Annotated in this window: 26 protein-coding genes and 1 tRNA gene; 12 read left to right on the top strand and 15 right to left on the bottom strand. The window is 64.7% G+C overall.

Annotated elements, in window-relative coordinates; translation table 11 throughout:
- The first annotated feature begins 93 nt into the window (after window positions 1-93).
- The 8 genes from XW59_RS24550 (at window position 94) to XW59_RS24515 (ending at window position 4,409) form a co-directional block, all read left to right on the top strand.
- Entirely contained in the window at window positions 94-528 is a 435-nt protein-coding gene (locus XW59_RS24550) for a DUF2948 family protein (protein WP_047148623.1), read from the top strand.
- 9 nt (window positions 529-537) lie between these two features.
- Window positions 538-1,836 (top strand): histidinol dehydrogenase, encoded by a 1,299-nt coding sequence (gene hisD, locus XW59_RS24545; RefSeq protein ID WP_047148544.1) that lies wholly within the window; start codon window positions 538-540, stop codon window positions 1,834-1,836.
- 5 nt (window positions 1,837-1,841) lie between these two features.
- Window positions 1,842-2,324, top strand: a complete 483-nt coding sequence (locus tag XW59_RS24540; RefSeq protein ID WP_047148545.1) for a UPF0262 family protein — start codon at window positions 1,842-1,844, stop codon at window positions 2,322-2,324.
- A gap of 100 nt (window positions 2,325-2,424) precedes the next feature.
- On the top strand, window positions 2,425-2,868 hold the full coding sequence (locus XW59_RS24535; protein ID WP_281406250.1) for a low molecular weight phosphatase family protein: 444 nt from the start codon (window positions 2,425-2,427) through the stop codon (window positions 2,866-2,868).
- Between the two features lie 88 nt (window positions 2,869-2,956).
- Entirely contained in the window at window positions 2,957-3,175 is a 219-nt protein-coding gene (gene infA, locus XW59_RS24530; protein WP_006200926.1) for a translation initiation factor IF-1, read from the top strand.
- 42 nt (window positions 3,176-3,217) lie between these two features.
- Complete coding sequence (locus tag XW59_RS24525) at window positions 3,218-3,847, top strand: Maf-like protein (RefSeq protein ID WP_047148546.1); 630 nt, start codon at window positions 3,218-3,220, stop codon at window positions 3,845-3,847.
- Window positions 3,848-3,859: 12 nt separating this feature from the next.
- On the top strand, window positions 3,860-4,054 hold the full coding sequence (gene yacG, locus XW59_RS24520; RefSeq protein ID WP_047148547.1) for a DNA gyrase inhibitor YacG: 195 nt from the start codon (window positions 3,860-3,862) through the stop codon (window positions 4,052-4,054).
- Window positions 4,055-4,333: 279 nt separating this feature from the next.
- Window positions 4,334-4,409: transfer RNA gene (locus XW59_RS24515), tRNA-Phe, on the top strand.
- Between the two features lie 333 nt (window positions 4,410-4,742).
- On the opposite strand, the gene XW59_RS24510 is transcribed toward XW59_RS24515, so the two are convergent.
- From XW59_RS24510 to XW59_RS24475, 8 genes are read right to left on the bottom strand one after another with little or no spacing between them, the layout of a single operon-like run.
- Complete coding sequence (locus tag XW59_RS24510; protein WP_052958511.1) at window positions 4,743-5,927, bottom strand: alanine racemase; 1,185 nt, start codon at window positions 5,925-5,927, stop codon at window positions 4,743-4,745.
- On the bottom strand, window positions 5,927-7,792 hold the full coding sequence (locus XW59_RS24505; protein WP_047148548.1) for an adenine deaminase C-terminal domain-containing protein: 1,866 nt from the start codon (window positions 7,790-7,792) through the stop codon (window positions 5,927-5,929). Before XW59_RS24505 ends, XW59_RS24510 begins: the two co-directional genes overlap by 1 nt.
- Complete coding sequence (locus XW59_RS24500) at window positions 7,789-8,454, bottom strand: XRE family transcriptional regulator (RefSeq protein WP_047148626.1); 666 nt, start codon at window positions 8,452-8,454, stop codon at window positions 7,789-7,791. Before XW59_RS24500 ends, XW59_RS24505 begins: the two co-directional genes overlap by 4 nt.
- Window positions 8,455-8,461: 7 nt before the next feature.
- Entirely contained in the window at window positions 8,462-9,400 is a 939-nt protein-coding gene (locus XW59_RS24495; protein ID WP_047148549.1) for an N-carbamoyl-D-amino-acid hydrolase, read from the bottom strand.
- Between the two features lies 1 nt (window position 9,401).
- A complete protein-coding gene (locus XW59_RS24490) occupies window positions 9,402-10,490 on the bottom strand; it encodes an ABC transporter ATP-binding protein (protein WP_047148550.1) in 1,089 nt (362 codons plus the stop codon).
- Window positions 10,491-10,493: 3 nt separating this feature from the next.
- Window positions 10,494-11,282 carry an ABC transporter permease gene (locus XW59_RS24485; RefSeq protein ID WP_047148627.1) on the bottom strand — a complete coding sequence of 263 codons (789 nt, stop codon included), beginning with the start codon at window positions 11,280-11,282 and terminating at the stop codon, window positions 10,494-10,496.
- A 5-nt stretch (window positions 11,283-11,287) separates the two neighbouring features.
- The gene (locus tag XW59_RS24480; RefSeq protein WP_246666203.1) at window positions 11,288-12,139 is read right to left on the bottom strand and encodes an ABC transporter permease; all 852 of its coding nucleotides are present in this window, start codon (window positions 12,137-12,139) and stop codon (window positions 11,288-11,290) included.
- Between the two features lie 15 nt (window positions 12,140-12,154).
- Window positions 12,155-13,192: an ABC transporter substrate-binding protein gene (locus XW59_RS24475; protein WP_047148551.1), complete on the bottom strand. Its 1,038-nt coding sequence runs from the start codon at window positions 13,190-13,192 to the stop codon at window positions 12,155-12,157.
- Window positions 13,193-13,422: 230 nt separating this feature from the next.
- Here XW59_RS24475 and XW59_RS24470 point away from each other — a divergent pair, with 230 nt between their 5' ends.
- Window positions 13,423-14,370: a nucleoside hydrolase gene (locus XW59_RS24470; RefSeq protein WP_047148552.1), complete on the top strand. Its 948-nt coding sequence runs from the start codon at window positions 13,423-13,425 to the stop codon at window positions 14,368-14,370.
- 128 nt (window positions 14,371-14,498) lie between these two features.
- On the opposite strand, the gene XW59_RS24465 is transcribed toward XW59_RS24470, so the two are convergent.
- Complete coding sequence (locus XW59_RS24465; RefSeq protein ID WP_047148553.1) at window positions 14,499-15,509, bottom strand: AraC family transcriptional regulator; 1,011 nt, start codon at window positions 15,507-15,509, stop codon at window positions 14,499-14,501.
- Window positions 15,510-15,738: 229 nt separating this feature from the next.
- Here XW59_RS24465 and XW59_RS24460 point away from each other — a divergent pair, with 229 nt between their 5' ends.
- Genes XW59_RS24460 through XW59_RS24450 form a run of 3 tightly spaced genes read left to right on the top strand, consistent with a single transcriptional unit; the run spans window position 15,739 to window position 20,291 of the window.
- Window positions 15,739-18,024 (top strand): TonB-dependent siderophore receptor, encoded by a 2,286-nt coding sequence (locus XW59_RS24460; RefSeq protein WP_246666202.1) that lies wholly within the window; start codon window positions 15,739-15,741, stop codon window positions 18,022-18,024.
- A 5-nt stretch (window positions 18,025-18,029) separates the two neighbouring features.
- The gene (locus XW59_RS24455; protein WP_246666201.1) at window positions 18,030-19,193 is read left to right on the top strand and encodes an ABC transporter substrate-binding protein; all 1,164 of its coding nucleotides are present in this window, start codon (window positions 18,030-18,032) and stop codon (window positions 19,191-19,193) included.
- A gap of 21 nt (window positions 19,194-19,214) precedes the next feature.
- A complete protein-coding gene (locus XW59_RS24450) occupies window positions 19,215-20,291 on the top strand; it encodes a siderophore-interacting protein (RefSeq protein WP_047148555.1) in 1,077 nt (358 codons plus the stop codon).
- A 79-nt stretch (window positions 20,292-20,370) separates the two neighbouring features.
- Here XW59_RS24450 and XW59_RS24445 read toward each other — a convergent pair whose 3' ends face one another.
- From XW59_RS24445 to XW59_RS24420, 6 genes are all read right to left on the bottom strand, one after another.
- The gene (locus XW59_RS24445; protein WP_052958512.1) at window positions 20,371-20,628 is read right to left on the bottom strand and encodes a hypothetical protein; all 258 of its coding nucleotides are present in this window, start codon (window positions 20,626-20,628) and stop codon (window positions 20,371-20,373) included.
- 86 nt (window positions 20,629-20,714) lie between these two features.
- The gene (locus XW59_RS24440) at window positions 20,715-20,915 is read right to left on the bottom strand and encodes a dodecin family protein (protein ID WP_047148556.1); all 201 of its coding nucleotides are present in this window, start codon (window positions 20,913-20,915) and stop codon (window positions 20,715-20,717) included.
- A gap of 168 nt (window positions 20,916-21,083) precedes the next feature.
- Window positions 21,084-22,166: a porin gene (locus XW59_RS24435; protein WP_052958513.1), complete on the bottom strand. Its 1,083-nt coding sequence runs from the start codon at window positions 22,164-22,166 to the stop codon at window positions 21,084-21,086.
- A gap of 630 nt (window positions 22,167-22,796) precedes the next feature.
- Window positions 22,797-23,864, bottom strand: a complete 1,068-nt coding sequence (locus tag XW59_RS24430; RefSeq protein ID WP_047148557.1) for a TRAP transporter substrate-binding protein — start codon at window positions 23,862-23,864, stop codon at window positions 22,797-22,799.
- A 99-nt stretch (window positions 23,865-23,963) separates the two neighbouring features.
- On the bottom strand, window positions 23,964-25,289 hold the full coding sequence (locus XW59_RS24425) for a TRAP transporter large permease subunit (protein WP_047148558.1): 1,326 nt from the start codon (window positions 25,287-25,289) through the stop codon (window positions 23,964-23,966).
- On the bottom strand, window positions 25,286-25,798 hold the full coding sequence (locus XW59_RS24420; RefSeq protein WP_047148632.1) for a TRAP transporter small permease subunit: 513 nt from the start codon (window positions 25,796-25,798) through the stop codon (window positions 25,286-25,288). The genes XW59_RS24425 and XW59_RS24420 overlap by 4 nt, the downstream gene beginning before the upstream one ends.
- Window positions 25,799-25,811: the final 13 nt, after the last annotated feature.

Here is a 25,811-nt window from a genome sequence, read left to right as displayed (position 1 = left end):
GCCGGCCGCCGCGTTCTCTTTCGGTTGCGCCGCAAGGTAAGACGGCATAACACCGAGGCGAAGACCTTCTCGCACCGCAAGGCAGCGCCCGGCATGTCACAACTGAAGCTCGTCGCCCTCGACCGACAGGACCTCGAAATCATCTCCGCGCACGTGCAGGACGCCGTCATGAAGGTGCGCGACCTGACCTATCTCGCCGGCGAGAAGCGCTTCGTGCTGGCGATGAACCGCTTCGTCTGGGAAAACAGGAAGCAGTTCCTGCGCCGCAACGACGAACGCCGCCGCGCCGTGCTGCATTTCGATCGCGTGCTGGGCGTGAAGGCCAGCGGCGTCGCCAAGGAGAAGCCCGATGAGGTGCTCTCCCTGCTCGCCATCCGCTTCGAGCCGGCCGAGGCGCCCGCGGGCAATGTCGATCTTCTCTTTTCCGGCGGCGCGATCCTGCGCCTCGAGGTCGAGTGCATCGAGGCGAGCCTCGCCGATATCGGCGGGTCGTGGGAAGCGATCGGCCGGCCTCGGCACGACAATTGACGGACCATCATGACCTTGCGACTTGACCAGACCGCCGCCGATTTCGAAGCGCGTTTCACCGAATTCCTCTCCACCAAGCGCGAGGTGTCGGAGGATGTCGACAACGTCGTGCGCGACATCATCGCCCGCGTGCGGACGGAGGGCGACGCGGCAGTCGTCGACTACACGAAGCGCTTCGACCAGGCCGACCTTTCCACGCTCGGCATCGCCGTCGGCGAGGCGGAGGTCGACGCGGCCCTCGCCGAGGTGGATGCCGAAACCATGGCCGCGCTGGAATTCGCGCATGGCCGCATTACCGCCCACCATGCCCGCCAGAAGCCCGAGGACGATCGTTACGTCGACGCGGTCGGCGTCGAGCTCGGCTCGCGCTGGACGGCGGTGGAGGCGGTCGGGCTCTACGTGCCGGGCGGCACGGCGAGCTATCCGAGCTCGGTGCTGATGAACGCCGTGCCGGCGAAGGTCGCCGGCGTGAACCGCATCGTCATGACCGTGCCGACGCCGCGCGGCGAGCTGAACCCGCTGGTGCTCGCCGCGGCGCGGCTTGCCGGCGTCTCCGAGATCTACCGGGTCGGTGGCGCGCAGGCGATCGCGGCCCTTGCCTACGGCACCGAGACGATCCGGCCGGTCGCCAAGATCGTCGGGCCGGGCAACGCCTTCGTCGCGGCCGCCAAGCGCCGGGTGTTCGGCACCGTCGGCATCGACATGATCGCCGGACCCTCCGAGGTGCTGGTCGTCGCCGATGCGGGCAACGATCCGGCGTGGATCGCCGCTGACCTGCTGGCGCAGGCCGAGCACGACAGCGCCGCGCAGTCGATCCTCATCACCGACGATGAGGCCTTCGCCGATGCGGTGGAGCGCGAGGTCGAAAGGCAGATCGGGCGTCTGCCGCGCGGCGAGACGGCCGCCGCGAGCTGGCGCGACTTCGGCGCGGTCATCCTCGTCGAGAAGTTCGAGGACGCCGTTCCCCTCGTCGACCGCATCGCCGCCGAGCATCTCGAGCTCGCCATCGACGGCGCGGAGGAATTCCTCGCCAGGATACGCAATGCCGGCGCGGTCTTTCTCGGCCGCCATACGCCGGAGGTCATCGGCGATTATGTCGGCGGTTCCAACCACGTTCTGCCGACCGCGCGCTCGGCGCGGTTCTCGTCCGGGCTGTCGGTGCTCGATTTCGTCAAGCGCACCTCGATCCTGAAGCTCGGTCCGGAACAGCTTCGCGCGCTCGGCCCGGCCGCGATCGCGCTCGCCAGGGCCGAAAATCTCGACGGCCACGCCGCATCCGTCGCCATCCGGATCAATCCCGGGGGCTGAACGCGATGGATGCGCGCGATCAAAGAGCCCGGCTGGTCGATGTGGAGCTGGACGAATCGATCGGGCGCTCCACACCCGATGTCGAGCACGAGCGCGCCGTCGCGATCTTCGATCTGATCGAGGACAACAGCTTCCGCCCCGTCGGCGACGACGGGCTCGGGCCCTACAGGCTCAGGCTGTCGCTGGTCGATTCGAAACTCGTCTTCGACGTCTCGCGCGAAAGCGGCGAGACGGTGGTCGCCCACATCCTTTCGCTGACGCCCTTCCGGCGCATCGTGAAGGATTATTTCCTCGTCTGCGAAAGCTATTACGAGGCGATCCGCAGCGCCACGCCCAGCCAGATCGAGGCGATCGACATGGGTCGCCGCGGCCTTCACAACGAGGGCTCGCAGACCTTGTTGGACCGGCTGGCGGGCAAGATCGAGATCGATTTCGACACGGCGCGCCGCCTCTTCACCCTTGTGTGTGTGCTGCATTGGCGGGGCTAGGATCGACGGAACATCCGGGGGCTGAAACGCGGCATGGACTTGCCGGTCGGTGCGGAGTGTAGGCGTGCCGGTTCCTGACGAAGCCGCGAAATCCCGGGCGCTGCCGCACTCCATCCTCTTTCTGTGCGGCATGAATGCGATTCGCTCGCCCATCGCCGAGCAGCTTGCCCGCGGCATGCTGCCCTCGAGCGTGTTCGTCGCCTCGGCGGGCGTGCGGCCCGGGCGGCGCGACCCCTTCGTCGACGCGGTGCTCGAGGAGGCGGGGCTGTCGCTGGGCGACCGCCAGCCGCTGCTCCTCGAAGACATGGAGGACGCCTATTTCGACCTGATCGTGACGCTCGCGCCGGAAGCGCACCATGCCGCGCTCGAATTGACGCGCTCCATGGCGGTGGAGGTGGAATACTGGCCGATGCCGGATCCCACCGACGTGAGCGGGACGCGCGAGCAGATCATGGCCGCCTATCGCGACCTGCGCGAGCGCATCGCGGCCCGTATCGCGGCCCGTTTCGGCGCTGATCGACCTGCCCGACGCCAAGCTGAATAAGCGTGTTCACAAAGGTCGGATAATCATATAGGTTCCGGCGGAATTTCCGGCCGGCTCGCCGGATTGCAGCTCAAACCATGGGTATCGGATGCCGAAGGAAGAAGTCCTGGAATTTCCAGGCGTCGTCACTGAATTGTTGCCGAACGCGATGTTCAGGGTGAAACTTGAAAACGAACATGAGATCATCGCCCACACGGCGGGACGCATGCGCAAGAACCGCATTCGCGTGCTGACCGGCGACAAGGTTCTGGTCGAGATGACGCCATACGACCTGACGAAGGGTCGCATCACCTACCGCTTCAAATAGCTGACACCCGCTTGGCGGGTCGAACTCGGCGACAGGTTTTCAATGAACGCATCACAGAAGCTGATTCTGGCCTCGGGGTCGCCAAGGCGGGTCGAGCTTCTGCAGCAGGCGGGAATCGAGCCGGACAGGCTCTTTCCGGCCGATATCGATGAGACGCCGCAACGCGCCGAGCATCCCCGATCGCTGGCCAAGCGCCTTTCCCGCGAGAAGGCGGAGAAGGCGTTCGATGGCCTGAAGCGCGACGGCGAGGCGGAAGGCGCCTTCATCCTTGCCGCCGACACGGTGGTGGCCGTCGGCAGGCGCATCCTGCCCAAGGCGGAACTGTCGGAGGAGGCGATGAACTGCCTCCGCTTCCTTTCCGGGCGTTCGCACCGCGTCTATTCGGGCGTCTGCCTGATCACGCCCTCCGGCAAGGTCCGCCAGCGTCTCGTGGAGACGCGGGTCCGCTTCAAGCGCCTGTCGCGCGCCGAGATGGAAAGCTACATCGCCTCCGGCGAATGGCGCGGCAAGGCGGGCGGCTACGGCGTCCAGGGGCTCGCCGGCGCCTTCGTGATCAAGCTCGTCGGCTCCTATTCCAATGTCGTCGGCCTGCCGCTCTACGAGACCGTGGGCCTCTTGACGGCGGACGGGTTCGAGGTCCATTCCAGATGGCTCTCCGGCGCCAACGCCTGAGGAGCGCGTGACATGGCAGATACCGGCAAGATAACGCCCTTGCGCCCGAAGCGGCCGTGCCCCGAATGCGGCAAGCCGTCGTCGCGCGAGACCTATCCGTTCTGTTCGCCGCGTTGCAAGGACATCGACCTCAACCGCTGGCTGTCGGGCTCCTATGCGATTCCCGTCACCGAGGCCGACGAAAATCTCGACGAGGACGAGCGCTGATTCACTTCCAACCGTGACGGTGCTCGGGTGTCGCTTTCCTCGATCCTGGCGTGAAACTTTCGGGCCCTGCCTTTCCTCGGAACGAGCTGAATTGGGCGATTCCTGCCCGTGGCGCCGCGTGTTTCGGCGGCCTTGCGGGTCGGCGAAAATTAAGTGCCGAAATCATGCCGGTAGCGCTGGACAGCGGGCAAACTCGTGCTATAACCCACGCGCTTTCCGGCGGAACGCCAACACCGCCGTTTCGAAAGGAAGCCGTTTGCGGCTCCCTTTCCACGGAATGCCCAGGTAGCTCAGTTGGTAGAGCAGCGGATTGAAAATCCGCGTGTCGGTGGTTCGATTCCGCCCCTGGGCACCATTGATTTCAAGGACTTAGCCTTAAAATTTCCAAAAAGCCGTGTTGCAGCATGATGCAACTGGGATCCCTTGAATTTTCAGCGGCCCGCTGACCGCTGAACAGGCCGGCAATCGAGAGAGTGACCGAAGATGATGGGTTCCGGTCTGGCGAAAACAGGATAGCCTTGTCCTGGGGTGTTGTCATGACCGACGGATTGTTCGACGCCTCTCATCGACCCTTCGCGACGGGAGGCTCGGGGAAGACCGTCCCTACGGCCTTGCCTCTAGGGCGTTTCCAGATGAAATGGAATCGTCGCTTGGAACGCCCCCGCATGCTACCGGCATCTGATGGGAACTACTCGCGCGCGGCGGGCACCTCGTCGTTCGATCGCGCGTCGATGGCAAACAGACGGCTCGCCGCCCCGTGCTGGAGGAGCGCCAGGCCGCCGGACAGGTTCGCGACCGGGCAGGAATGGTTCGGCAAAATCAGCACGGGCGTTCCGATGGCGAGGGATCGGCTTTCCAGGCGCAGAAAGGCGTGTTCCTCGGAGAGTTTTTCGACGGAGAAAGGTCTGGCCTCGCCTTCGATCCACGCCTCGCCAAAGCTTGCCGCCGTGGATGAGCCGTGCGCGCCAAGATCCGAAGTAAGCGTCTTGGAGCCGACATTGGCGATGGCGTAGGTGCCGTTGGCGGAGACGATGCGGGCGGCTATGCCCAGCGCCAGATCGTTGCGCTCCGCTATTCCGAGCCGAACCGCGGTAAGATCGAGAAAAACGTAGTTGCCGGGACGAACCTCGTCGATGCCGTCGAACCCCGCATTGGCGAGCAGGGTCGGCGTGCTGCCCACCGAGACGAGGGGAATTCCGATGCCCGCGCCTTCCAGCCGGTCGCGCAGGGACGACAACAGATCGAGTTCCTGCCTCGCGATGGACCGTATGCCTTCGGCATCGCCCGCGCCATAGGCGTGTCCCGCGTGGGCGAGGAGCCCGATGAAACGAAGGTGGCGGTGCCCCGCGATCTTCCGTGCGAGCAAGGACGCGGCATCGCCATGCGGATCGACGCCGCAGCGATGAAGCCCGACATCGACCTTGATGAACACGTCGAGCGCGCGCCCTGCGGTCTTCGCGGCGCTCGCGAGCGCGTCCACCCCCTGGGCGCTGTCGGCCACGAAACGGACGTCTCCGTTGCCAGGGTTCGAAACCAATCGGCTTATCGCGCCGGCATCGATCATCGGATAGGCCAGGGTCACCGGTCCGAGGCCGTTGCGCAGCAGCATCACGGCTTCGTTCGGGCGGGCGACCGTGAATCCGGCGGCCCCCGCCTTGCGCTGCATGGCTGCGATCTGGCCGCTTTTGTGCGTCTTCACATGCGGATGAAGCGCGACCTTGCCCGCGGCGATCCCTCCCATTCGCGCGATGTTGGCCGCGAGAGCGTCGGCATCGACCACGACTTGCGGCGCGGAAAAATCCCCGAAGCCGGGAAAGCGGCGCGACAGGTCGAGCGGCTGCCGCAAGCCGGCGGATGCGGTGGTCCCCGCCATCAGAACACGACCGGGTGGGTCTGTCCGGTCTGGACGTTCACGAGGCCTTGCGGCGCGTAGTCGCTCGGCGCGACCAGAACCCAGCGCCAGGGCGCGCAGGTGAGCGTCGCAAAGGCGAGCCTTTCCGGGAAACCGGGGAACCAGCGCGGCTGGAACGTGGGTTCGTACATCCAGTCCACCTTTTCGCCTTCCGCGTAGAGAGCTTGCATCTCCTCGTGCAATGCCTCGGCGGGGCGGCACGACATCAGCCCGGCGATCTCGTAGCGCACGCGCGCGACGACCTCGCCTTCGCGCACCAGCGCCCAGCCGCCGTCGTTCGCCGCCAAGGCGTTGACCGCCGTGGCCATCGCCTCGTCCGATGAGCCGACGCACCAGACGTTGTGCTTGTCGTGCGCCATGGAGCAGGCGAGCGCGGTGTCCGGCGTGCGTGGCCCGCAGCCGAGCCAGAACATCTTCGAAACCGCGCCGTTGCCGGAGAAGCGGTCGACGATGGAGAACTTGGTGATGTTGCGGCTCTCGTCGCGCTGGACGAGGCCGTCCATCACCGGCAGTTCGAAGGTGAGGAAATCGTCGGTCCAGTGGAAGGGGCGCAGCACGGCGGCATTCATCGTCTCCCTGCCGGGCTCCGCGGCAATGGCGAAATCCCCGGCCGTCAGCGTCTTGCCGATATTGATCGTGTCCGTCGCCCAGTGCGGCCAGTCGATCTTCGGCACGTCGGGCAGATAGGTCTTGCCCTCGGAGACCTGGGCACCGTCGGCCCAGACTTTCGCGATCCCGAACTCCTCCACGTCCGAAAGAAGCACGATGTCGGCATATCGGCCGGGAGCGATCGAACCGACCCAGGGGGTGAGCCGCATGTGGCGCGCCGGGTTGATCGTCACGCACTGGATGGCGATCTCGGGCGCGAGGCCTGCCTTGATGGCGAGCCGTACATTGTGGTCGGTCGCGCCGAGTTTGAGCGTATCGGACGCGCTGCGGTCGTCGGTTGTCAGCGCGATCTGCGACCAGTCGGTGAGACCCTTTTCCAGAAGTCCGGCGATGACCTCCGGCAGGCTGTGCGGGCGCAACTCCATGAACAGGCCGTGGGTGAGCTTGTCCCAGAATTCCTCGACCGTCCAGGCTTCGTGGTCGGAGGCGAGGCCGGCGGCCGCGAATGCGTTGATGGTGGGAATGTCGCGGATGCCCGCCGCGTGGCCCTCCACCACGCCGCGCTGCTCGAAGGTCGCGCGGATCATGCCCCAGAGGCGGTCGTAGGAGGGATTTTCGGGGTTCCAGACGGCAGGCCAGTCCATGACCTCGTCGAGACCCGCCGTCATCAGGCTCTGGCGCAGGAATTCGCGCTGCTCGTCATAACCGAGCCAGCCGCCGCCATGTTCGTAACCCGTCGGCGGCACCGCCGATCCCGGCAGCGGGAAAATCTTCAGGGGCGAACCGGCCTGGCGCGCCCTGAGCCAGAATTCGAGCGTTTTCGCGCCATTGACGTTGGAGAATTCGTGGCTGGCCTCGCAGGTCCAGGTATTGCCGCGCGGAAGCACCAAAGCGGCTTCCCACTCCGGCGTCAGGTGCGAGCTTTCGATGTGTTTGTGCACTTCGCCCAGCCCCGGCACGGCGGCGAGGTCCGGCTCGTGCACGCGCCTTGCGACCTCGCCCGGATAGCTGCCCGCTTCGCCGACGAAGGCGATGCGCCGCCCCTTGATGACGATCTCCTGGTCCTCGCGCCATGTGCGCGTGTTGACGTCGAGCAGGCGGCCGACGCGCAGCGCGACATCGGCGGGCCGCTTGCCCAGCGCGACGAGCGTCAAATCCTGCCTGATGGCGATTTCGGCGCCCGCGTCGAGCGAGATATCCTCGGGAAGTGTCGTCATTTTACCGGAGTGTCCTTGTCGATGGCACTTGCATTTACGTCGCCGCGTCCGACCAGGCAGACCGAGAGAATCCGGGCCGGGCGATCGCTGAGCGAGGAGAATCCGTGCGCGGAGGAGCCGTCGAAATAGATCGAGTCGCCTTGCGACAAGGTCAGCGGCGAATAGGGCTCCATGTGGAACATGACGTCGCCTTCGATGACGTAGACGAACTCTTCCCCGCGATGGGCCGAACGAACCGGCCTGTCGGACTGATGGCGATAGGGAATCTCGATGATCATCGGTTGCAGGGACTTGGCGGCGAGGTCGGTCGCGAGCGCTTCGTAGACGCCCATGTCCGTTGCGTAGCGCCTGCCCTCGTTGCGGCGCGTCACCACGCGCGCGGCGGTGGCGAACTGCTCGCTCGAAGAGCCGAGGAAATCGACGAAATCGATGCCGAGCCCTTCCGCCAGGCGGACCAGCACGCTGTAGGCGGGTGAAGACTGGTTGTTCTCGATCTTCGACAGGGCGGAGATCGAGACACCGGTGCGCTTCGACACGTCCGCCAGCGTCCATCTGTTCTCGAAGCGAAGCCGCGCGAGCATCTGTCCCACCGGGTTGTCGGCGGCACGCTCGGGAGACGGTTTCGGCTCCTCGGTCCGGACACTGTTCTTCGTGCTGGTCATGCCCACCTCAATCCGGAAGAACCGGCCCTTTGCGTTCGACGATCAGGCGATAATGGGCCGGCTCGCGGTGTCGTGCAAAGTCGAAGATGGTGCGCTTGTAGAGCGCACCCATTTCGAGGTCGCAGCGCGCGGTGATGACTTCATCGCCGGTGGTCGAAGCCATGGCGACGATCTGGCCGGAGGGCGCGACGATCATCGAAAGGCCGATCATGTTCGAGCCTTCCTCGCAGCCGGCCTTCGCCGCCGCCGCCACCCACGTCGCGTTCTGGTAGGCGCCCGCCTGCAGCGAAAGCTGGTGATGGAAGCCTGTCAGCTGGTCGAAATCGAACACGCCGGTGTGGTCGTCGGGCGTGTTGTAGCCCACGAAGACGATTTCCGCGCCCTGCAGCGCCATCACGCGATAGGTCTCCGGCCAGCGTCGGTCGTTGCAGATGCACATGCCCGCGATGCCGCCCAGGGTGCGCCAGACAGGAAAACCGAGATCGCCCGGTTCGAAATAGCGCTTTTCGAGATGCTGGGATTCGCGGCCGGGCACCGGCTCCACGTGGCCGGGCAGGTGAATCTTGCGGTATTTGCCGACGATAGCGCCTGTCTTGTCGACGATGATCGACGTGTTGAAACGGCGCGTGCGGCCGTCTTCCTGCGCAAGCTCGGCATAGCCGATATAGAAGCCGATGCCGAGCTCGGCCGCCGTCTCGAACAGCGGACGCGTTTCCGGACCCGGCATCTCGCTTTCGAAATAGCTGTCGATTTCCGCCTGGTCCTCGATCAGCCAGCGCGGGAAGAAGGTGGTGAAGGCGAGTTCGGGAAAAACGACGAACTCGACGCCGCGGCTCTTTGCCTCGCGCAGCAGCTCGATCTGACGCGCCACCACCTGCGTCCGCGTTTCGGCCTTCGCAATGGGACCCATCTGGGCGCAGCCGATTGTGACATAGCGGTGAGACATATCAGGCATCCTCCTGGCTGGCGGCCGGTGTTTCGTAAGGCAGGATCGCGCTCTGCGCGGGATTGATCGCGAGGTGGGCGGTTTGGTCGGGCGCCTGCGGCTTCTCGACGTCGCCATGCGCCAGAAGCGTTCCGGCATCGCTTGCGCAGTGGTATTGGTAGGCGCGGCCGAGATAGGTGCGAAGGCCGAGCGTGGCCGGAATGGCCCGTCCCGGCTCGCCACCCAGCTGCAGCCCTTCCGGTCGTGTCGCGAGCAGCGCCTTGTCCGGAATGGGCCCGAAATCCTTTTCGGACATGGCGATCCGCGTGTCCTTGCCGAGCCGCACGGTCGCGTCGCCGCCATCGCGGCCGACGACCTCGATGGGGACGATGTTTTCGAAACCCACGAAGCGCGCGACGAAGGCGTTCACCGGCCGCTTGTAGAGCACTTCCGGCGCGTCGAGCTGCACGATGCGGCCCGCATCCATGATCGCGACACGGTCCGAGATCGAAAAGGCTTCTTCCTGATCGTGGGTAACGTAGACCGCGGTGCGCTCTCCGGCCGTCTGCAGGCGTCGGATCTGGACCCGCATGTCCACGCGCAGCTTGGCGTCGAGATTGGACAGCGGCTCGTCGAACATCATCAGCGGTGGATCGATCACCAGCGCGCGCGCCAGCGCCACGCGCTGCTTCTGGCCGCCCGACAAAGCGGCCGGCAGACGGTCGACGAAGCGTGAGAGGCCGACGATCTCGATCATCTCCATGGCCTTGCGGCGTCTTTCGCTGGAGGAAACGCCGCGCTGCTTGAGGCCGAACATGACGTTGTCGACCACCGTCAGATGAGGCAGCAGCGCATAGTTCTGGAAGACGAGCCCGATGTCGCGCCTGTGAACCGGAAGGTGGGTGAGTTCCCGTCCGCCCAGAACCACGCGGCCCTGCGATGGCTGCATGAAGCCGGCGATGACGCGCAGCGTCGTGGTCTTGCCGCAGCCCGAGGCGCCGAGCAGCGAGACGAGCTCGCCCGCGGCGACGTCTATGTTGAGGTTGTCGAGAACCTTGTTGGAGTCGTGGAAGGCGCTGATGCCTTCGAGGGAAAGGGACGCGTTGCTCATGGTCTACCTCATGACCGCTGAGAGACCCAGGCTGCGCTCCACGATCACCATCACGGCGACGGTCAGCACCATGAGCAGCACGGAGACGGCCGCGACCGAGGGGTCGAAATACTGCTCCACATAGGTGAACAGCTCGATCGGCAGCGTGCTGACGCCGGGGCCGGTCAGGAAAAGCGAGATCGAAACGTCGTTGAGCGACGTGATGAAGGCGAGGATGAAGGCCGCCACGATGCCCGACGCGATGTTGGGCAGGATGACGACGAAGAAGCTCTTGACCGGCGGGCAGCCGAGGCTTTTGGCGGCTTCCTCCGCGCTGAAGTCGAAGGCGGCGAGGCTCGCCCCCACGACGCGCACCGCATAGGGGATGGCAAGGATCGTGTGGCCGACGAGCAGCGCCGTCATCACCGGCAGTTCGAGCGCGACGATCACCGTCTTGAGCAGAGCGAAGCCGAACACGATCTCCGGCACGAGGACAGGCAGGAAGAAGATCGAGCCGTACCAGGACGGGAGGCCGGAGCGGTAGCGCGCGAGCGCATAGGCGACCGGCACGCCGACGATGAGCGCGAAGGTGGTGCCGAAGGTGGCGACGATCAGGCTTGTCTTGAAGGCTTCGATGAAGCTTTGCTTGGCAAGCACGTTCTCGAACCAGCGCAGCGACAGGCCCTGCGGCGGGAAGGTGAGATAGGTCGTATCGCTGAACGCCGCGCCCAGGATGATGACGAGCGGCGCCAGCAGGAAGAGAAAGACGCCGGTGCCCATCACGAGCACGAATGGGTGGAGGGACTTGCGCATCGCGATCACCCCATCGCCGGATTGAATCGCCGCGCGATGCGGTTCGCCACGAGAATGATGGCGATGGTCATGACCACCATGACCGCGGCGATGGTGCTGGCGCTGGTCCAGTCGAAGGACACCATCGCCTTTTCATGCAGCAGTGTCGGCAGGATCATCTGCGATTCGCCTCCGAGCAGGCGGGCGGTCGCGAACGCCGCCAGGCTGCCGGTGAAGACCAGCACGCCGCCGACGATGAGCCCCGGAATTGCGAGCGGCAGCGTCACCTGAAGGAACACCTTGAGCGGACTTGCCCCCAGCGAGGAGGATGCTTCCAGCACGCTGTCGTCGATCGCATCGAGGACGCCGACCAGGGACAGGATCGCAAGCGGAGTAAAGAGATAGGCAAGGCCGATCACCATCGACGTCTGGGTGAAGAGGAGCTGCACGGGCGCGTCGACGAGGCCGAGCGAAAGCAGGCTCTGGTTGACCATGCCGTTCCTGCCGAGGATCACCATCCAGGCGAAGGATCTGACGATCGCTCCGGTGAGCAGTGGAAACACCGAGGCGATCATCAGCACCTGGCGCAGCTGGCCCCGGCTGCGCGAGATCATCATCGCCGCGAAAAAACCCAGCGACAGGGAGATCAGCGTCGTCATGGCGGCGACGCTGAGGGTTCGGTTCAGGACGAGCCAATTGTACTGGCTCGAGAAGAACTTCACGTAGTTGGCAAGCCTGTCGCCCTGCGGACCGATGGTTTCGGAAAACGTGTCGCCGATCGGCAGGACCAGCATCAGTACCACAACCAGCGTGCCGGGAAGCACGAGAAGCAGCGGCGCGACGCGGCCGAACTGGTGGCGCATGAGCGGAGCGGACAAGACGGCTGCCTGCGCTTACTGGCCGAAGATCATGTTCCAGCGGTTGGACCAGTCTTCCTTCGAGTCCAGCAGCTTGCGATAATCGGGCTTGCGCAGCGACTCGATGGCTTCCGGACCGTAGGCGGCATATTTCGCCTCTTCCGGCGTCAGCTCGACCGTCTTGTTGACCACGCCGTCGCCCACGGCGATCGCCAGGTCCTTCTGCACCTGCGGGTCGAGGCGGAAGTTGATGAACTCGTGCGCGAGGTCCTTGTTCTCGGACTTCGCCGCGATGTTCAGCGTGTTGAAGATCACGAAATTGCCCTCGTCCAGGGGCGCCCATTTCGCGGTCGGAATGGCCGCCTGGATGGCGGGCACCGCGAAGTCCTGCAACGCGCCGACGATCACTTCGCCGGTGGAGAACAGGTTCACCAGCTCCGACCCGGAATTGTAGGTCTTGACGATGTTCGGCTTGAGTTCGGCGAGGCTCGCGAACGCCGCATCCGGATCCTCGAACGCATCGACGCCGACGCGATCGCCGGCCACCAGAACGGTCATCGGGCCGGACGTTGTGTTGAAGCCGGGCATCGCGACCCGTCCCTTGAACTCCTCGCGCCACAGATCCTTCCAGGAGCTGATCGGGTCGCTCACCTTGGCGCTGTCATAGATGATGCCGTAGCGGCCGACCGTATAGCCGGGGCCGAACGTCCCGCCCTGCGGGGCCTTCGCAATATCGTAGACATCGGCGAGATTGGGCAGGAGCGCCGGGTCGATCTCGGCGAACGCGCCCGCGTCGATTCCCTGCTGCGAGAATGCGTCGGTGAGCATGATGACGTCCACGCCGCCGCGGATCTGCAGCTTGTTGAGACGGTCGGGATTGTTGCCGGTCTCGATGACGACCTTGGCATTGAATTTTTCTTCGAAAGGCTTGTAAAGGAACTCCTGGAGCTGATCGGCTCCATAACCCCACTCGGAGACGACGAGCGTCCGGGTCTCCTGTGCGGCGAGCGGCGTTGCGAACAGGGCGGCCAGCGCGATCGAGGCTGCCGCGGCACTCACTTTATGGGACAGCATGTATGGGTGATCCTTTGGAGGAGGGAAGGCGTTCTGCCTATTATGTGTGCAATTCTTTGATGGCACCAAATGATAAGCACGATATCGTCTATCTAGCAATAAATTTTCCAACTAGAAAATCATGATACGTACAGAAATCACGCTTTCTTCAAGGCTTCACCGCGCGGATGACCGCGCATTCCCATTTCCACAACCCTCTAACGACGAGGAAGACATGAGCGGAGCGCTACATGCATAAGGTCATTTTCGATACTGATCCGGGTATCGACGATGCGATGGCGCTGCTGTTCCTGCACCAGCATCCGCAAGTGGATCTGATCGGCATCACGACCGTTTTCGGAAACGGCACGATCGACACGACGACGCGCAATGCGCTCTATCTGAAGGAGGAGTGGAGCATCGAGGCGCCCGTCGCCAGGGGCGCGGGTATGCCGCTCGATCCCCGCCGCGAATATGGCGAGCCGCCGCGCATCGTCCATGGCGACAACGCTCTTGGCAACGTTCCGCTGCCCGATGTCGTCGTCTCGCGGCCGGACGAACGTCCGGCGCATCGTTTCATCATCGACGCGGTGCGCGCGGATCCGGGCAACGTCACCATCATAGCCGTGGGACGCATGACCAATCTCGCGCTGGCCTTGCGCGACGATCCCGAAATCGCGCGGCTCGTCAAGAAGGTCATCCTGATGGGCGGCGCCTTCACCGTCCCCGGCAATGTCAGTCCCGTCGCGGAAGCGAACATCATGGGTGACCCGGAGGCGGCGGACATCGTCTTCACCGCGCCGTGGAAGGTCGTCGCCGTCGGGCTCGACGTTACGATGAAAACGGTGATCACGCGTTCGACGATGGCGCAGCTGGCGGAGCGCGGAGGCGAGCGGACGAAGCTGCTGGCGGCGATGTCGCAGCACTACATCGATTTCTACACCCGCTTTGTCGAGGATGGCATGGTCGTCCACGACAGTTGTGCCTGCGCCTATCTGGTCGCTCCCGAACTGTTCGCCACCCGCGGCGGTGCGATACGGGTGGTCTCGGAGGGCATTGCCGTCGGCCAGACGATCCAGAAGCCGGACGGCCGCTTTTTTCCGCCCGGTGCCTGGGACGGCAACCCCGGTCAGCTCGCCTGCATCGACGTCGATGCGGAAGGCGTTCTAGGCCTCATCGCCGAGACGATCGCAAGCTGACGACGAGCTGCGCGCGGGCGGGATTGTTTTCCGGATCGATCGTCGCGAAGCGCCCGGGCGGGCTCATCTGGCGGGCGCCCGTCCGTCGGGCGCTCCGCTGGGACAACGCCGCCGGCTATGGCCGTGGATCACTGTCTGTTCAGAGCGTCGCGCGGGGTGATGCCGAACTGACGCCTGAAGGCGGTGGCGAAGTTTGCCGCGTTCGAATAGCCGGCGATGGCGCTTGCCTCCTGAACGCTGCATTCGCCCGTCCGCAGCGCGGCCAACGAGCGGTCGAGACGAAGCTGGCGGACATATTCGAAGACGCTGCGACCTTCCGCCAGCCGAAAAAGCCGCTGCAACCCGCTGGCGCTGGCGCCGGATTCCCGTGCGATCGCGTCCACGCTCAGCGGTTCGGTCAGCCGCGCGGCGATGACGTCCCTGGCGCGTCGAAGCCGCATCATGTCGTGGCGCGAAAGGGCTGGGCCATGCGTCGAGCGGCGATCTGTCCGCGTCACCGCGGCGATCGTTTCCGCGACGATTTCGACGGCGCGGCCCTCCAGGTAGAGATTGCGCAACTCGGGCATGAAGGCCGAGGGCGTGACGACCTGGCGGACGAGTTCGGCAACGCGCGGCGTCAATGTCCAGCGATGGTCGGTGAGGTGGTCCTTGAGCAGGCGCGTCGCGAGGCCGCCGTCGCGGACGTCCTCCAGACCGTCCGCATCGAGCCATTCGGGCGTGGCCGAGACGACGAGGTGGCGGACATGCTGCCTCCCGCACGACGCCCGGCGGAAGCTTTCCGCGTCGACGCTCATGATCGCCGCGCCCCTTATGGCGTCGACGTCGCTCCTGAACTCGAACCGGCGGTCGCCCAGCTCGAGGTCGACCTGGCCGTCGAGGAAGAAGATGCAGGAGAGCCCGGCACGCAGATGGGAGGTGACGGTGAACGGCCTCTCCTCGACGACGTCGCTGCCATGAACGAACAGTCCGCGCCGCAACTCCTTGTGCAGGAACTGCCCCCTTATCAGCGTGTCCTCCGGGGTGAGGCGGTCGTCCTGACTGTCCACGCCCACGCCGTCCCTTCGCATGAAATCGCGCACGCGCAGCCTGTCTCCGCTTTCCGCGGAGGCGTCCGGATGCGCGTCTGGCGGGGATTTCATCTGGGCAGGCCTCTACCGTGTCGTCTTCGAGCGCTCCCGCGGATCAGTCCAGCTACGGGCCGGGCGCGCCATCGCCGGCATGAAATTTCGTTGGTGCGCAAAGCTCTCTGATCGTCGCGCAAAGGTCCGAACGTTGTCAGTCATGCCATGTTGCCCTACTGGTAATTTAACTTGATGACATTGGTCAAGTTATAGCAGTCGAAGATTTTGGAGCGGGGCTGGGACGATCGTGGGCGGCATCGACATTTCGCAGGGGCATTCACCGGTGCTCGAGCAGGCTGGCCGAGCGAGGGCGGCAACTCCCCGGGCCGCTGCCGCAAGGAGCCGGGCCGCGCTTTGGGCCTCCAGCGTGATCTGCAGCGCGCTCGGCGCGCTTGTCCTGCCCGCGCAGGCCCAGGATGGGACCACCGTACTCGACACGCTGGTGGTCGAGGGCGAGAGCGCCCGCGGACCGGACGGCGGGATCGTCGCAAAACGCAGCATCAGCGCCTCCAAGACCGATACTCCTGTTCGAGAGATACCGCAGGCGATCAGCATCGTCACGCGCGGCCAGATGGATGCGCAGGGAGCGAACACGGTCGCCGAGGCGCTTCGCTACACGCCCGGCGTTCTGCCCGATCCGAACGGCTACGACATGCGCTATGACTGGCTCTATATCCGTGGCTTCAACAGCTATTCCACCATGTGGCTCGACGGGCTGGCGATCGCCGGCGATCCCAGCAACTACGCCACGCCGAGCATCAACGCCTACACGCTCGAGCGCGTCGAGGTGATCAAGGGGCCGGCATCCGTGCTTTATGGCCGCGCCGTTCCCGGCGGTCTGGTCAACCAGGTGAGCAAGCGCCCGCAGACGACGCCGCATCGCGAGGCGGTCGTTCAGACGAGCGCTTTCGGCGGCATCCAGGGCGCGGTCGACATGACCGGGCCGCTGACCGAGGACGGCGCATGGTCCTACCGCCTGATCGGCCTTGCCAAGAACATGCACACGCAGATCGACCATGAGCGCGACAGGCAGGTGATGGTCGCGCCAAGCGTGACCTGGAGCCCGACCGCCGAGACCTCGCTCACCCTCTACGGCTATTATCAGCATGACCGCCCGGTCTTCAGCCCGCGCTTCTATCCGGCGGCGGGCACGCTGCTGCCCAATCCGGCCGGACAGATCCCTCGCGACCTGTTCCTTGGCGAGCCGGACGAGGGCGTGTTCGAACGCGACTATTTCCACCTGGGCTACGAGTTCGAGCATTCCTTCGACGAGACCTGGACCGTGCGGCAGAACCTGCGCTACGGACGCTCGGACCAGAACATGCATCTGGCGCTGGTCAATCCGGCCTTCGCGTTCGCGGGCGCCCCGTCGAACGAGCTCAGCCGGGTTGCCGCGGTTTCGGACGACTGGACGTCGACCTTCGCGGTGGACACCCAGGCCCAGGCGGAGTTCGCGACCGGCGCCTTCGATCACACGCTGCTGTTCGGCCTGGATTATCTGCAAGGGATTTCAGACACCAATTTCGGCAATTCGGCGTTCGGCGATCCGGTGCCGCCGCCGCTCGACTTCCTCGATCCCGTATACGGCTATCCGATCCCGATTCCCGCCTACCAGACTTCGGTGCGGCAGAAGCAGAACCAGGTCGGTGTCTATCTGCAGGACCAGATCCGCTACGACCGCTGGCTGGGAACCTTCGGGCTTCGCTACGACGTTTCCGAAATCGACAGCACCAATCGGCTTGCCGCCGGAACGCCCACCGTCACCACCAGGGACGAGAAGCTGACCGCGCGTGCCGGACTCATGTATCTGTTCGACAACGGTCTGGCGCCCTATGCCAGCTATTCGACGTCGTTCCTGCCCGTCCTCGGCACCGACAGGTTCGGAGATCCGTTCGAGGCGCAGACGGCGGAGCAGTTCGAGGTCGGCGTCAAATACGAGCCGCCCGGCGCGCGTGGCGCGATCACCGTGTCGCTGTTCCAGATGACGTTGGAGAACTCGCTGACGCCGGATCCCACCGACCCCAATCCGACGCGGCCGACCACCTATGTCCAGGAAGGACGGGAGCGGGTGCGCGGGCTGGAGATCGAAGGCAAATACGAGCTGACGCCCGAGATCGACCTGATGGCCGCCTACGCCTACAGCGATTCCGAGGTTCTGCGTTCGAACAACGCTTCGGCGCTGGGCCGCCAGATGCTGCGCTTGCCGGAACATCAGGGCGGCGTGTGGGTGAACTACCGGCCAGGCGCGGTACCCGGCCTCTCGCTCAGCGCCGGCGTCCGCGCGATGTCTTCCTACCAGACCGACAGCACCTACCGGCCGGAATTGCGCATCCCCTCGCGTACCCTCGTCGACATCGGCGCGGAATACGATTTCGGCGCGATGCGCAAGGAATTCGAGGGCACCAGCCTGCGGGTCAACGTCAGCGATCTGTTCGATGAGAAATATGTGTCGCATTGCCTGAACATGACCGGCGGCAGCTGCAACTACGGCGCCGGCCGCTCGATAACCGCGAGCCTGAAATACACGTGGTGAGGCGATTGCATCCCGGAAGCGCGAGACGAGGAAGGACGGTCGCGGGAGCGCTCCACCGCCTGGGCCTGCTTCTGCTCGCCGGCCTGATCGCGTCGGCTTGGTGTGGCGCCGCCCGTGCCGAGATCGTCATGACCGATGCGGCGGGTCGCGAGGTGCGCCTTCAGGCGCCGGCGCAGCGCATCGCGACCAATGAAAGCCTCCTGCTGCTGTCGCTCGCATTGATCGACGCCGACCCGGTGAGGCGGCTCGCGGGCTGGGCGGCTCCGCGGCGTCTCGACCAGGGCATGTATGCGGCCTTTCGCCGTGAATTTCCCGCGGTCGACGACATTCCGGTGGTGGGCGCCGTGGTGCCGGCGGGTGTCTCGGTGGAAACGATCCTGAGCGTCGAGCCCGATCTGTTCGTGGTCAGCATCTGGCAGCACGACTGGGAAGACATTGCCGACCGGCTGAGTGCGGCGGGGATTCCGGTCATCTTTCTCGACGGACCGGCGAATGCCGGCCGCGGCCCCGACGAGGCGACGGCGTTCTCCATGGAGCTCCTCGGGAAGGCGCTGGGGCGTGAGGAGCAGGCCGGCGAATTCGCGGATTTCGTGCGGGCGCGCTACCGGCGGGTCGAGCAGCGGCTGGAAGGAACGACGCGGCGCCCCAGCGTGCTGATCGATGCTCACGCGGGCTCTGTCTGCTGCAACACGCCGGGCGCGGACAACCGCATCACGCAATATCTGGAGCTGGCGGGCGGGCACAATATCGGCGCCGGCCTCGTTCCCGGCTATGACGGCCAGCTCAGCCCCGAATACGTGCTGACGACCGACCCGGACGTCTATGTCGGCACAGGCGGGCCGCATCTGGCGGCGCAGGGCGGGCTTGTGGTCGGCGGCGCGATCGATGCCGGGGCGGCGCGCGCTTCCCTGAGCGCGGTGGTGGGCCGCAATCATCTCTCCGCGCTTTCCGCCGTGCGCGGGGGCCGGGCCTTTGCCGTATCGCATCAGCTTTCGATCTCGGCGCTGAGCGTGCTCGTGTTCGAATGCCTGGCGAAATGGACGCATCCCGATCTCTTCGCCGATCTCGATCCCGCCGACACGCTGGCCGAGATCAACGAGCGCTTCATGGCGGTTCCGATCGAGGGAACGTTCTGGGTCGGTTTGGACGAGGCGGGCACCGCGCCATGACCTCGAGGGAACGGCAAGCTGATGAACAGGTTTTCCGCGCAGGCCCGCGTTCTTCTCGCCGATCCCGAGGCGGTGGTCGGCCCGCTTTGCGAGCATATGCTCGAGCACGGAGCCGAGGTCGAGAAGAGCGGCGGCGCCCATATTCTCAAGCTGCGCGGCACGAGCGTCCGCTTCACGCGGGAAGGTGCCGCGACCCTTGTCGACGTCGATGCCGCGAACCTGGAAGAGCTCTACTACGCCCGCATGACGGTAGCCTCCCACATCCTCGAATTTTCCGGTGCGTCCGTTCCCGAGATCGCCTGGGAGGGCGACGGCCGCCAGCTCTCGCGCCCGCCGAACTTTCAGATATTCGAGGTGGCGGGGGTTGGCCAGGTAACGCCGCGCATGCGCCGCATCACCCTTGCCGGCGAGGATGTCGCCCGCTTCGCGCAAATGGAGGCGCTGCATCTCAACATACTGGTCCAGCATCCGGATGTCGGCGAACCGCAATGGCCGACGGTCGGGCCGAACGGGCTCGTCGGATGGGCGGATCCGGACCGGCGGCCCTCGTTCCGCAAATATACGGTGCGGTCGGTGGACGTGGCGGCCTGCCGCATCGACGTCGACTTCGTGCTTCATGCCGATGCCGGGCCGGGTTCGGCCTTCGCGGAGAACGCGGCCAAGGGCGACAGGGTGGGGATCGTCGGGCCCGGCGGAGGCGGCCTCGCCGAGGCCGATTGGTACCTGTTCGCCGGTGACGAAACCGCGCTTCCCGCAATCGGCCGCATGCTGGAGCACCTGCCTGCGAGCGCGCGCGGCAAGGCCTTGATCGAGGTCGCGGACGAGCGCGAGATTCAGCCCCTCCATTTCAAGGCGGCGGTGGACGTGGAATGGCTCTTCCGCAAGGGCGCTCCCGCCGGCTCGACGACGCTTCTCGCCGACGCCGTTCGTCGAACCGGGTTTCCGCGCGATGGATCGGCTGTCTACGCCTGGGCCGGCTGCGAGTTCGACGCTTTCCGTGCCCTGCGCTCCTATCTGCGCAAGGAAATCGGCCTGAAGAAGCACGAGCATCTTGTCGTTTCCTACTGGCGCAGGGGAATGAGCGAGGAGGAAGCCTAGCGGCGGCGCGCCTCCATGCCCCGTGCGGCCGTTGCCGCGCGATCGCTGCGCGCCGGAACCGCTCGCCGGACTGCGGCCGTCAGGTCGGATCGCGATAGACGCGATAGTGCCGGCGGGGCCAGTCGTCGGCCCGGTGATGGTGGCGATAGTCCCTGTAGTAGCGCGGATAGCGCGGCCTCACGCGCTCCCTGTAGATCAGCGCGGTGCCGGCATAGTAGCCGCCGCCGTAATAGGGGCCGTAGCCGCCATAATATGGCCCGGCGTCATAGACGCAGCCGGAAAGCGTCAGTCCGGCAAGGCCGATCGCGACCGACATGATCAAGGGCTTTACGAACATCTCCGTACCTCCATCATTGGAGATATGGGATAGACGCGCCCGCCGGCAATTGTGAGGCAGGCGTCGCCGTCGCGATTGTCGGGCGGTCAATCGGTCAGGACGAAGCTGACCTTCATGTCGACGCGATATTCCGTCACCCGGCCGCCGTCGACCTTCGCGGAAATCTCTTTCACCCAGACTTGCTTGATCTCGTCGAGGGTCTTGGAGGCGCGGGAAAGTCCCGAATTGATTGCATCCTCGATCGACGATCCGCTGGCGGTGATTTCGGTATGGCGTGCAACTGACATTTTTGTCCTCCGCTGGTTGTGGGTGGCCGCCCGTCTGCACAATCCGGCCGGCTGCGGATTGTTCCGCCATCGGACGACATTCCCGGCACGAGCCTTCGAACCAGGGGTCGGACACGAAAAAACCCGGCGGTCACCCGCCGGGTTCTCTCAAATCAGCCTTGAAGCCGATTAGAAGTTGCGGTCGAAGCGCAGGAAGGCGCCGAAGGCGTCCTGATCGTCGGCAACGTCGCTGATGTCGGAGTAGTAGCGGCCTTCGGCCTTCACGACGAGGCCGTTGTTGCCGAACGGGCTGTAGGCAACCTGGGCACCGACTTCGTAGGTCTCGCTCTCGAAGAAGTACTGGCCGGCGAGGCCGAGGCGAACCTGCGGGTTGACGGTGTAGCCGATGTCGCTCTGGATCGACCAGTCGGTCGGACGACCGGCGGAGTCGAGGATCACGTACGGGCCGATCGGGGCAAGCGGAGCAGAATCGAAGTCGGAGTAGAACACGCCGAGCTCGCCGTAGAACGCGCCGGCGGTGTAGTCGAGGACGGCCTTGGCGCCCCAGGTCTCGGATGCGTCGTCATAGCCAGCGGCGACACCGATGAAGGAGCCGGCGGCGAAGTCGTAGCGAACGCCACCTTCGACATTCGGCATCCAGTTCGTGTCGGCGGTGTCTTCGACCAGCGCCACGACGGCGGAGAAGGCGCCGGACTTGAAGGTGTAGCTGATTTCACCCGAGTTGATGTAGCCGTAGTTGCCGCTGTCGATCCAACCCGAGTGGCCGAAGCCCAGGAAGCGGGCGTACGGGTTCTCGGTGCGGCCGATGCGCAGCACGCCGCCCGGATTGCCGACTTCGATGAAGGCGTGCAGCAGGTTGGTGGCGTTGTTGCCGTAGCCGGGGAGATAGGTCGAAGCCGGGTTCACGCGGGTGTCGCCCCAGTTGAACTCGATCTCGGCGAAGCCGCGCAGCGTGCCCCAGGCGGTCTCCGAGCGAACGTCGAAGGTCGGCGCGAAGCGCGCGTACTTCACATAGCCACCGTCGCCAGCGTCGAGGTTATCGAACGAGGTGAGCTGGTAGCGCATGTAACCGCCGATCTTCAGGCAGTTCTCGGTGCCGGGGATGTAGAAGAAGCCAGCGCCGTACACGTCGCAGACGCGAACGTATTCCATCGGCTCCGGCTCCGGAATGACGATCGCGTCAGCAGCGCGAGCGCCGGTTGCAGCGACGACAGCCGCTGCCGAGCCGAGAAGAAGGCTCTTAATGTTCATCTTGTACCTCCAATAAATATTGGTCGCTTCAATAAAATGAACCTGCGTTGCAGGCCCCTCTGCCGAAAAGATGCGAGATTCGCCCCTCTTTCCGCGGGCATTAATCATTTGACCGAGGTTCCAGGCAAGCTATGTGGGCGTGATTGTGGCGGAGAGGAGTCTATTGCTCGGTCTATTGTGGCAAAAACGGCACATAAATAGGTGTCTATGTATTATTTAGTTAGGTGCATATGTAGTTTTTTATTAGGTACCGAAGCTAATGTTTTATTTTTCACTGTCAAGATTCTCGCTATTGACAATATTATTTCAGTATGGCTTTTTCGCGTTACTTGATCTCCAGTCAAGGGTTTGCCCCCGACCCTATATCCAAGTATATTGGAAATAGTGACGGGGGCATTTTTTTATAAATTCCTGCTCTCCGTCCCGTCGCCGAAAGACGGGCAAAGTTTTTCTTCTCGATCTTCGTGGGTGACGCAAAACGCCGTCGACAGGCGCCGAAACGCCGTTGGCGATGCGGCCGCCCGTCGGGGCGGGCGGGCTCGGATGACCCGATGATCGCGTTCGCCGACCGGTGGAATCGCGCGCGCCCTCCGGCCAGAGGGCGCGCGCTTCAGACAGAACCTGAAACGATCAGCCGTAGCGGTAGGGCGCGCCCGCCTTGCGCATGGTGTCGGCGTATTTCTTGAGGATTTCGACGACCTTGGCGTTGCGCTCGCTGGTCTGGGCGATCTCGTCCCAGAACTTCAGCGCCTCGTCTTCCACCGCCTTCCATTCGGTTTCGGGAATGGTCGTCAGCTCGAGCTTGCCGCCGGTCGTGCGGTAGTGCGCCTCGCCCCACCAGTACCAGTGCTGGCGGTAGTAGTGCGATTGGTCCATGGCCATCTGGAACAGCGCCTTCAGATGGTCCGGCACCGCTTCCCATTTCTCGGTGTTGGCGAAGAACGAGCCCGCCCATGCGCCGTTGATGTTGTTGGTGAGGTAGTATTTGGTCACGTCCGCCCAGCCGACCGTGTAGGTCTCGGTCGCGCCGCACCAGGCGATGCCGTCGAGTTCGCCGGTCTGGATCGCCACCTCGATGTCCTCCCAGGGCAGGGTGACCGGCACCACGCCGAAGCGCGACAGGAAGCGGCCGCCGGTGGGGAAGGTGAAGACCCGCAGGCCCTTCAAATCCTCCATGCTCCTGATCGGCTTCGTCGTCGCGAAATTGCAGGGGTCCCAGGCGCCGGCGGAAAGCCAGGTCACGCCCGGCACTTCCGAATAGGCCTCCTCCCAGATCTCCTTGAGCCCGTACCAGTTCCACAGCACCGGCACGTCGAGCCCGTAGCGCGAGGCGAAGGGGAAATAGGCGCCGAAGACGGCGACGTCGACCGGCGAGGCCATCGAATCGTCGTCCGACTGCGCCGCGTCGATCGTGCCCTGCTGCACGGCGCGGAACAGCTCGCCCTGCGGCACGAGCTGGTCGGAGGTGTAGAGGTCGATCACCATCTCGCCGTTCGCCGCCTTGTTGAAGGCGTCGATCGACGGCTTGATGACGTGCTCCGCCAGCGCCGGGCCGGCATAGGTCTGGAGCCGCCAGCGGATCGGGCTCTGCGCCCTGACATAGGGCGTTGCCAGCGTGGTGGCGCCGACCGCTCCGGCGGTCGTCAGGCCGGCTTTCTTCAGGAAGTCGCGTTTGCTGAATTTGCTGCGCTCGTTCATTTCACATTCTCCCATTGCGGTTTCGATCTGGTCGGTTCCGTCCCTCTTTTCGTCGCCGGCTTGATCGCCGGTCTTCGTGTGCCCGTTCCGCCATGCGCGTCACCTTCCCGTGTAGAGCCCGGGCAGCCACAGGGCGATCTGCGGGAAGATCATGATGATGATCATCGACAGCACCATCAGGAAGAAGAACGGGACGATGGAGCGGTAGATGTCGACCAGCGTGATTTCCGGCGGCGCCATGGCGCGCATCAGGAACAGATTGTAGCCGAAGGGCGGGGTGATGTAGGCGATCTGGCAGGTGATCGTGTAGAGCACGCCGAACCAGATCGGGTTGAAGCCGAGCGAGACGACGAGCGGGATGTAGAGCGGAGCCACGATCACCAGCATCGCCGTGTCGTCGAGGAAGATGCCCAGCACCACGAAGGACAGGAGCATCAGGATCAGGATTTCCCAGCGGTCCAGCTCCCAGGTGTTGAGCAGTATGTTCTCGATCGCGCGGACCGCGCCGAGACCGTCATAGACGGCGCTGAAGCAGAGCGCGCCGAGGATGATCCACAGGAACATGCAGCTCACCGCGAGCGTGTTGCGCGTGGTGTCCTCCACGACCTTGCGGCTGAGTCTGCCGGTCACAAGCGCGGCGAGCGTCGCGAGCAGCGCGCCGACGGCCGAGCTTTCGACGAGGCTGGTCACGCCGGTCATGAACAGGCCCATGATCGTGCCGAAGATGACGAGCGGCAGGATGCCTTCGCGCAGCAGCTTCAGCTTCTCCGCGGTGGTGATCTGCGCCAGCTCCTCGGCGGGCAAGGCCGGGCCGAGCTCGGGGCGCATGCGGCAGCGTATATAGATGTAGAGGCAGAACAGCGCCGCCATCATCAGGCCCGGCACGATGCCGGCCAGCCACAATTGCAGCACCGGCTGGCGCGCGATCATCGCGTAGAGCACGAGCACGACGCTGGGCGGAATGAGGATGCCGAGCGAGGAGCCGCCCTGGATGACGCCCGTCACCATGACCTTGTCGTAGCCGCGGCGCAGCAGTTCGGGCAGGGCGACGGTGGCGCCGATCGCCATGCCGGCGACGCTGAGCCCGTTCATGCACGAGATGAGCACCATCAGCCCCATCGTGCCGAGCGCGAGCCCGCCGCGCACCCCGCCGAACCAGACGTGGAACATGCGGTAGAGATTTCCCGCGATCCCCGATTCCGACAGCATGTAGCCCATGAAGACGAAGAACGGCACGGTGATCAGCGGGAACCAGTTCAGCACCTGGAAGGCCGCGCTGAAGGGAAGTTCCGAGGAACCCTTGCCCCACAGCAGCAGGGCGGCTGCCGTGCCGACGAAGCCGATGACGCCGAAGACGCGCTGCCCGGTCGACATCAAAAGCAGCATCGAGGCGAACATGAAGAGCGTGATCAGTTCGGAGCTCATGCGATCGGCTTCCCGCGCGCCATTGCAAAATCCTTGAGGAAGGCCGAGATCGCCTGCAGCAGCATCAGGAAGATGCCGAAGGTCATGATCGCCTTGATCGGCCACATCGGCGGTGCCCATGCGGTGTAGTTCTTCTGGTTGTAGCTCCAGGCATATTCGGTGGACGAAAGCCCGCCGGCGAAAAGCACGGCCAGATAGAAGATGATGAAGAGGATGGTGAAGACGTCGGTCGCCGCCCGCCTCCGCGGGCTCAGGCGGCCATAGAAGAGGTCCATCCGCACATGCGCGTCGAGCTGCATGGAATAGGCGCCGCCCAGGAGATAGTAGGCCGACAGCAGGAACTGCGACATCTCCATGACCCAGTTGATCGGGATGCCGAGCACCACGCGCGAGAAGGTCGCGTAAAGCAGGACCGCCGCCATCACGAAGATCAGCCGCATCGAGAACCGCCCGACCCAGCGGTTGAACGTGTCGACAGAGCGGACGAACAGCTTGACCGGCTCAGGCACGTCGCGGCCTCCC

This window comes from Aquamicrobium sp. LC103 (genome assembly GCF_001014615.2).
Classification (GTDB): domain Bacteria; phylum Pseudomonadota; class Alphaproteobacteria; order Rhizobiales; family Rhizobiaceae; genus LBCQ02.
Note: the sequence above shows the minus strand (reverse complement) of the source record. Positions and strands in the feature narration are given on the sequence as shown.

Bases quoted from the DNA above. Each gene is read 5' to 3' on its own strand.
- XW59_RS24430 (WP_047148557.1), bottom strand. From the start codon at position 23,864: ATGAACGAGCGCAGCAAATTCAGCAAACGCGACTTCCTGAAGAAAGCC.
- infA (WP_006200926.1), top strand. From the start codon at position 2,957: ATGCCGAAGGAAGAAGTCCTGGAATTTCCAGGCGTCGTCACTGAATTG.
- XW59_RS24465 (WP_047148553.1), bottom strand. From the start codon at position 15,509: ATGAAATCCCCGCCAGACGCGCATCCGGACGCCTCCGCGGAAAGCGGA.
- hisD (WP_047148544.1), top strand. From the start codon at position 538: ATGACCTTGCGACTTGACCAGACCGCCGCCGATTTCGAAGCGCGTTTC.
- XW59_RS24490 (WP_047148550.1), bottom strand. From the start codon at position 10,490: ATGAGCAACGCGTCCCTTTCCCTCGAAGGCATCAGCGCCTTCCACGAC.
- XW59_RS24510 (WP_052958511.1), bottom strand. From the start codon at position 5,927: ATGGCGGGGACCACCGCATCCGCCGGCTTGCGGCAGCCGCTCGACCTG.
- XW59_RS24450 (WP_047148555.1), top strand. From the start codon at position 19,215: ATGAACAGGTTTTCCGCGCAGGCCCGCGTTCTTCTCGCCGATCCCGAG.
- XW59_RS24470 (WP_047148552.1), top strand. From the start codon at position 13,423: ATGCATAAGGTCATTTTCGATACTGATCCGGGTATCGACGATGCGATG.
- XW59_RS24440 (WP_047148556.1), bottom strand. From the start codon at position 20,915: ATGTCAGTTGCACGCCATACCGAAATCACCGCCAGCGGATCGTCGATC.
- XW59_RS24505 (WP_047148548.1), bottom strand. From the start codon at position 7,792: ATGACGACACTTCCCGAGGATATCTCGCTCGACGCGGGCGCCGAAATC.
- XW59_RS24495 (WP_047148549.1), bottom strand. From the start codon at position 9,400: ATGTCTCACCGCTATGTCACAATCGGCTGCGCCCAGATGGGTCCCATT.
- XW59_RS24435 (WP_052958513.1), bottom strand. From the start codon at position 22,166: ATGAACATTAAGAGCCTTCTTCTCGGCTCGGCAGCGGCTGTCGTCGCT.
- yacG (WP_047148547.1), top strand. From the start codon at position 3,860: ATGGCAGATACCGGCAAGATAACGCCCTTGCGCCCGAAGCGGCCGTGC.
- XW59_RS24445 (WP_052958512.1), bottom strand. From the start codon at position 20,628: ATGTTCGTAAAGCCCTTGATCATGTCGGTCGCGATCGGCCTTGCCGGA.
- XW59_RS24475 (WP_047148551.1), bottom strand. From the start codon at position 13,192: ATGCTGTCCCATAAAGTGAGTGCCGCGGCAGCCTCGATCGCGCTGGCC.
- XW59_RS24425 (WP_047148558.1), bottom strand. From the start codon at position 25,289: ATGAGCTCCGAACTGATCACGCTCTTCATGTTCGCCTCGATGCTGCTT.
- XW59_RS24525 (WP_047148546.1), top strand. From the start codon at position 3,218: ATGAACGCATCACAGAAGCTGATTCTGGCCTCGGGGTCGCCAAGGCGG.
- XW59_RS24485 (WP_047148627.1), bottom strand. From the start codon at position 11,282: ATGCGCAAGTCCCTCCACCCATTCGTGCTCGTGATGGGCACCGGCGTC.
- XW59_RS24540 (WP_047148545.1), top strand. From the start codon at position 1,842: ATGGATGCGCGCGATCAAAGAGCCCGGCTGGTCGATGTGGAGCTGGAC.
- XW59_RS24550 (WP_047148623.1), top strand. From the start codon at position 94: ATGTCACAACTGAAGCTCGTCGCCCTCGACCGACAGGACCTCGAAATC.
- XW59_RS24500 (WP_047148626.1), bottom strand. From the start codon at position 8,454: ATGACCAGCACGAAGAACAGTGTCCGGACCGAGGAGCCGAAACCGTCT.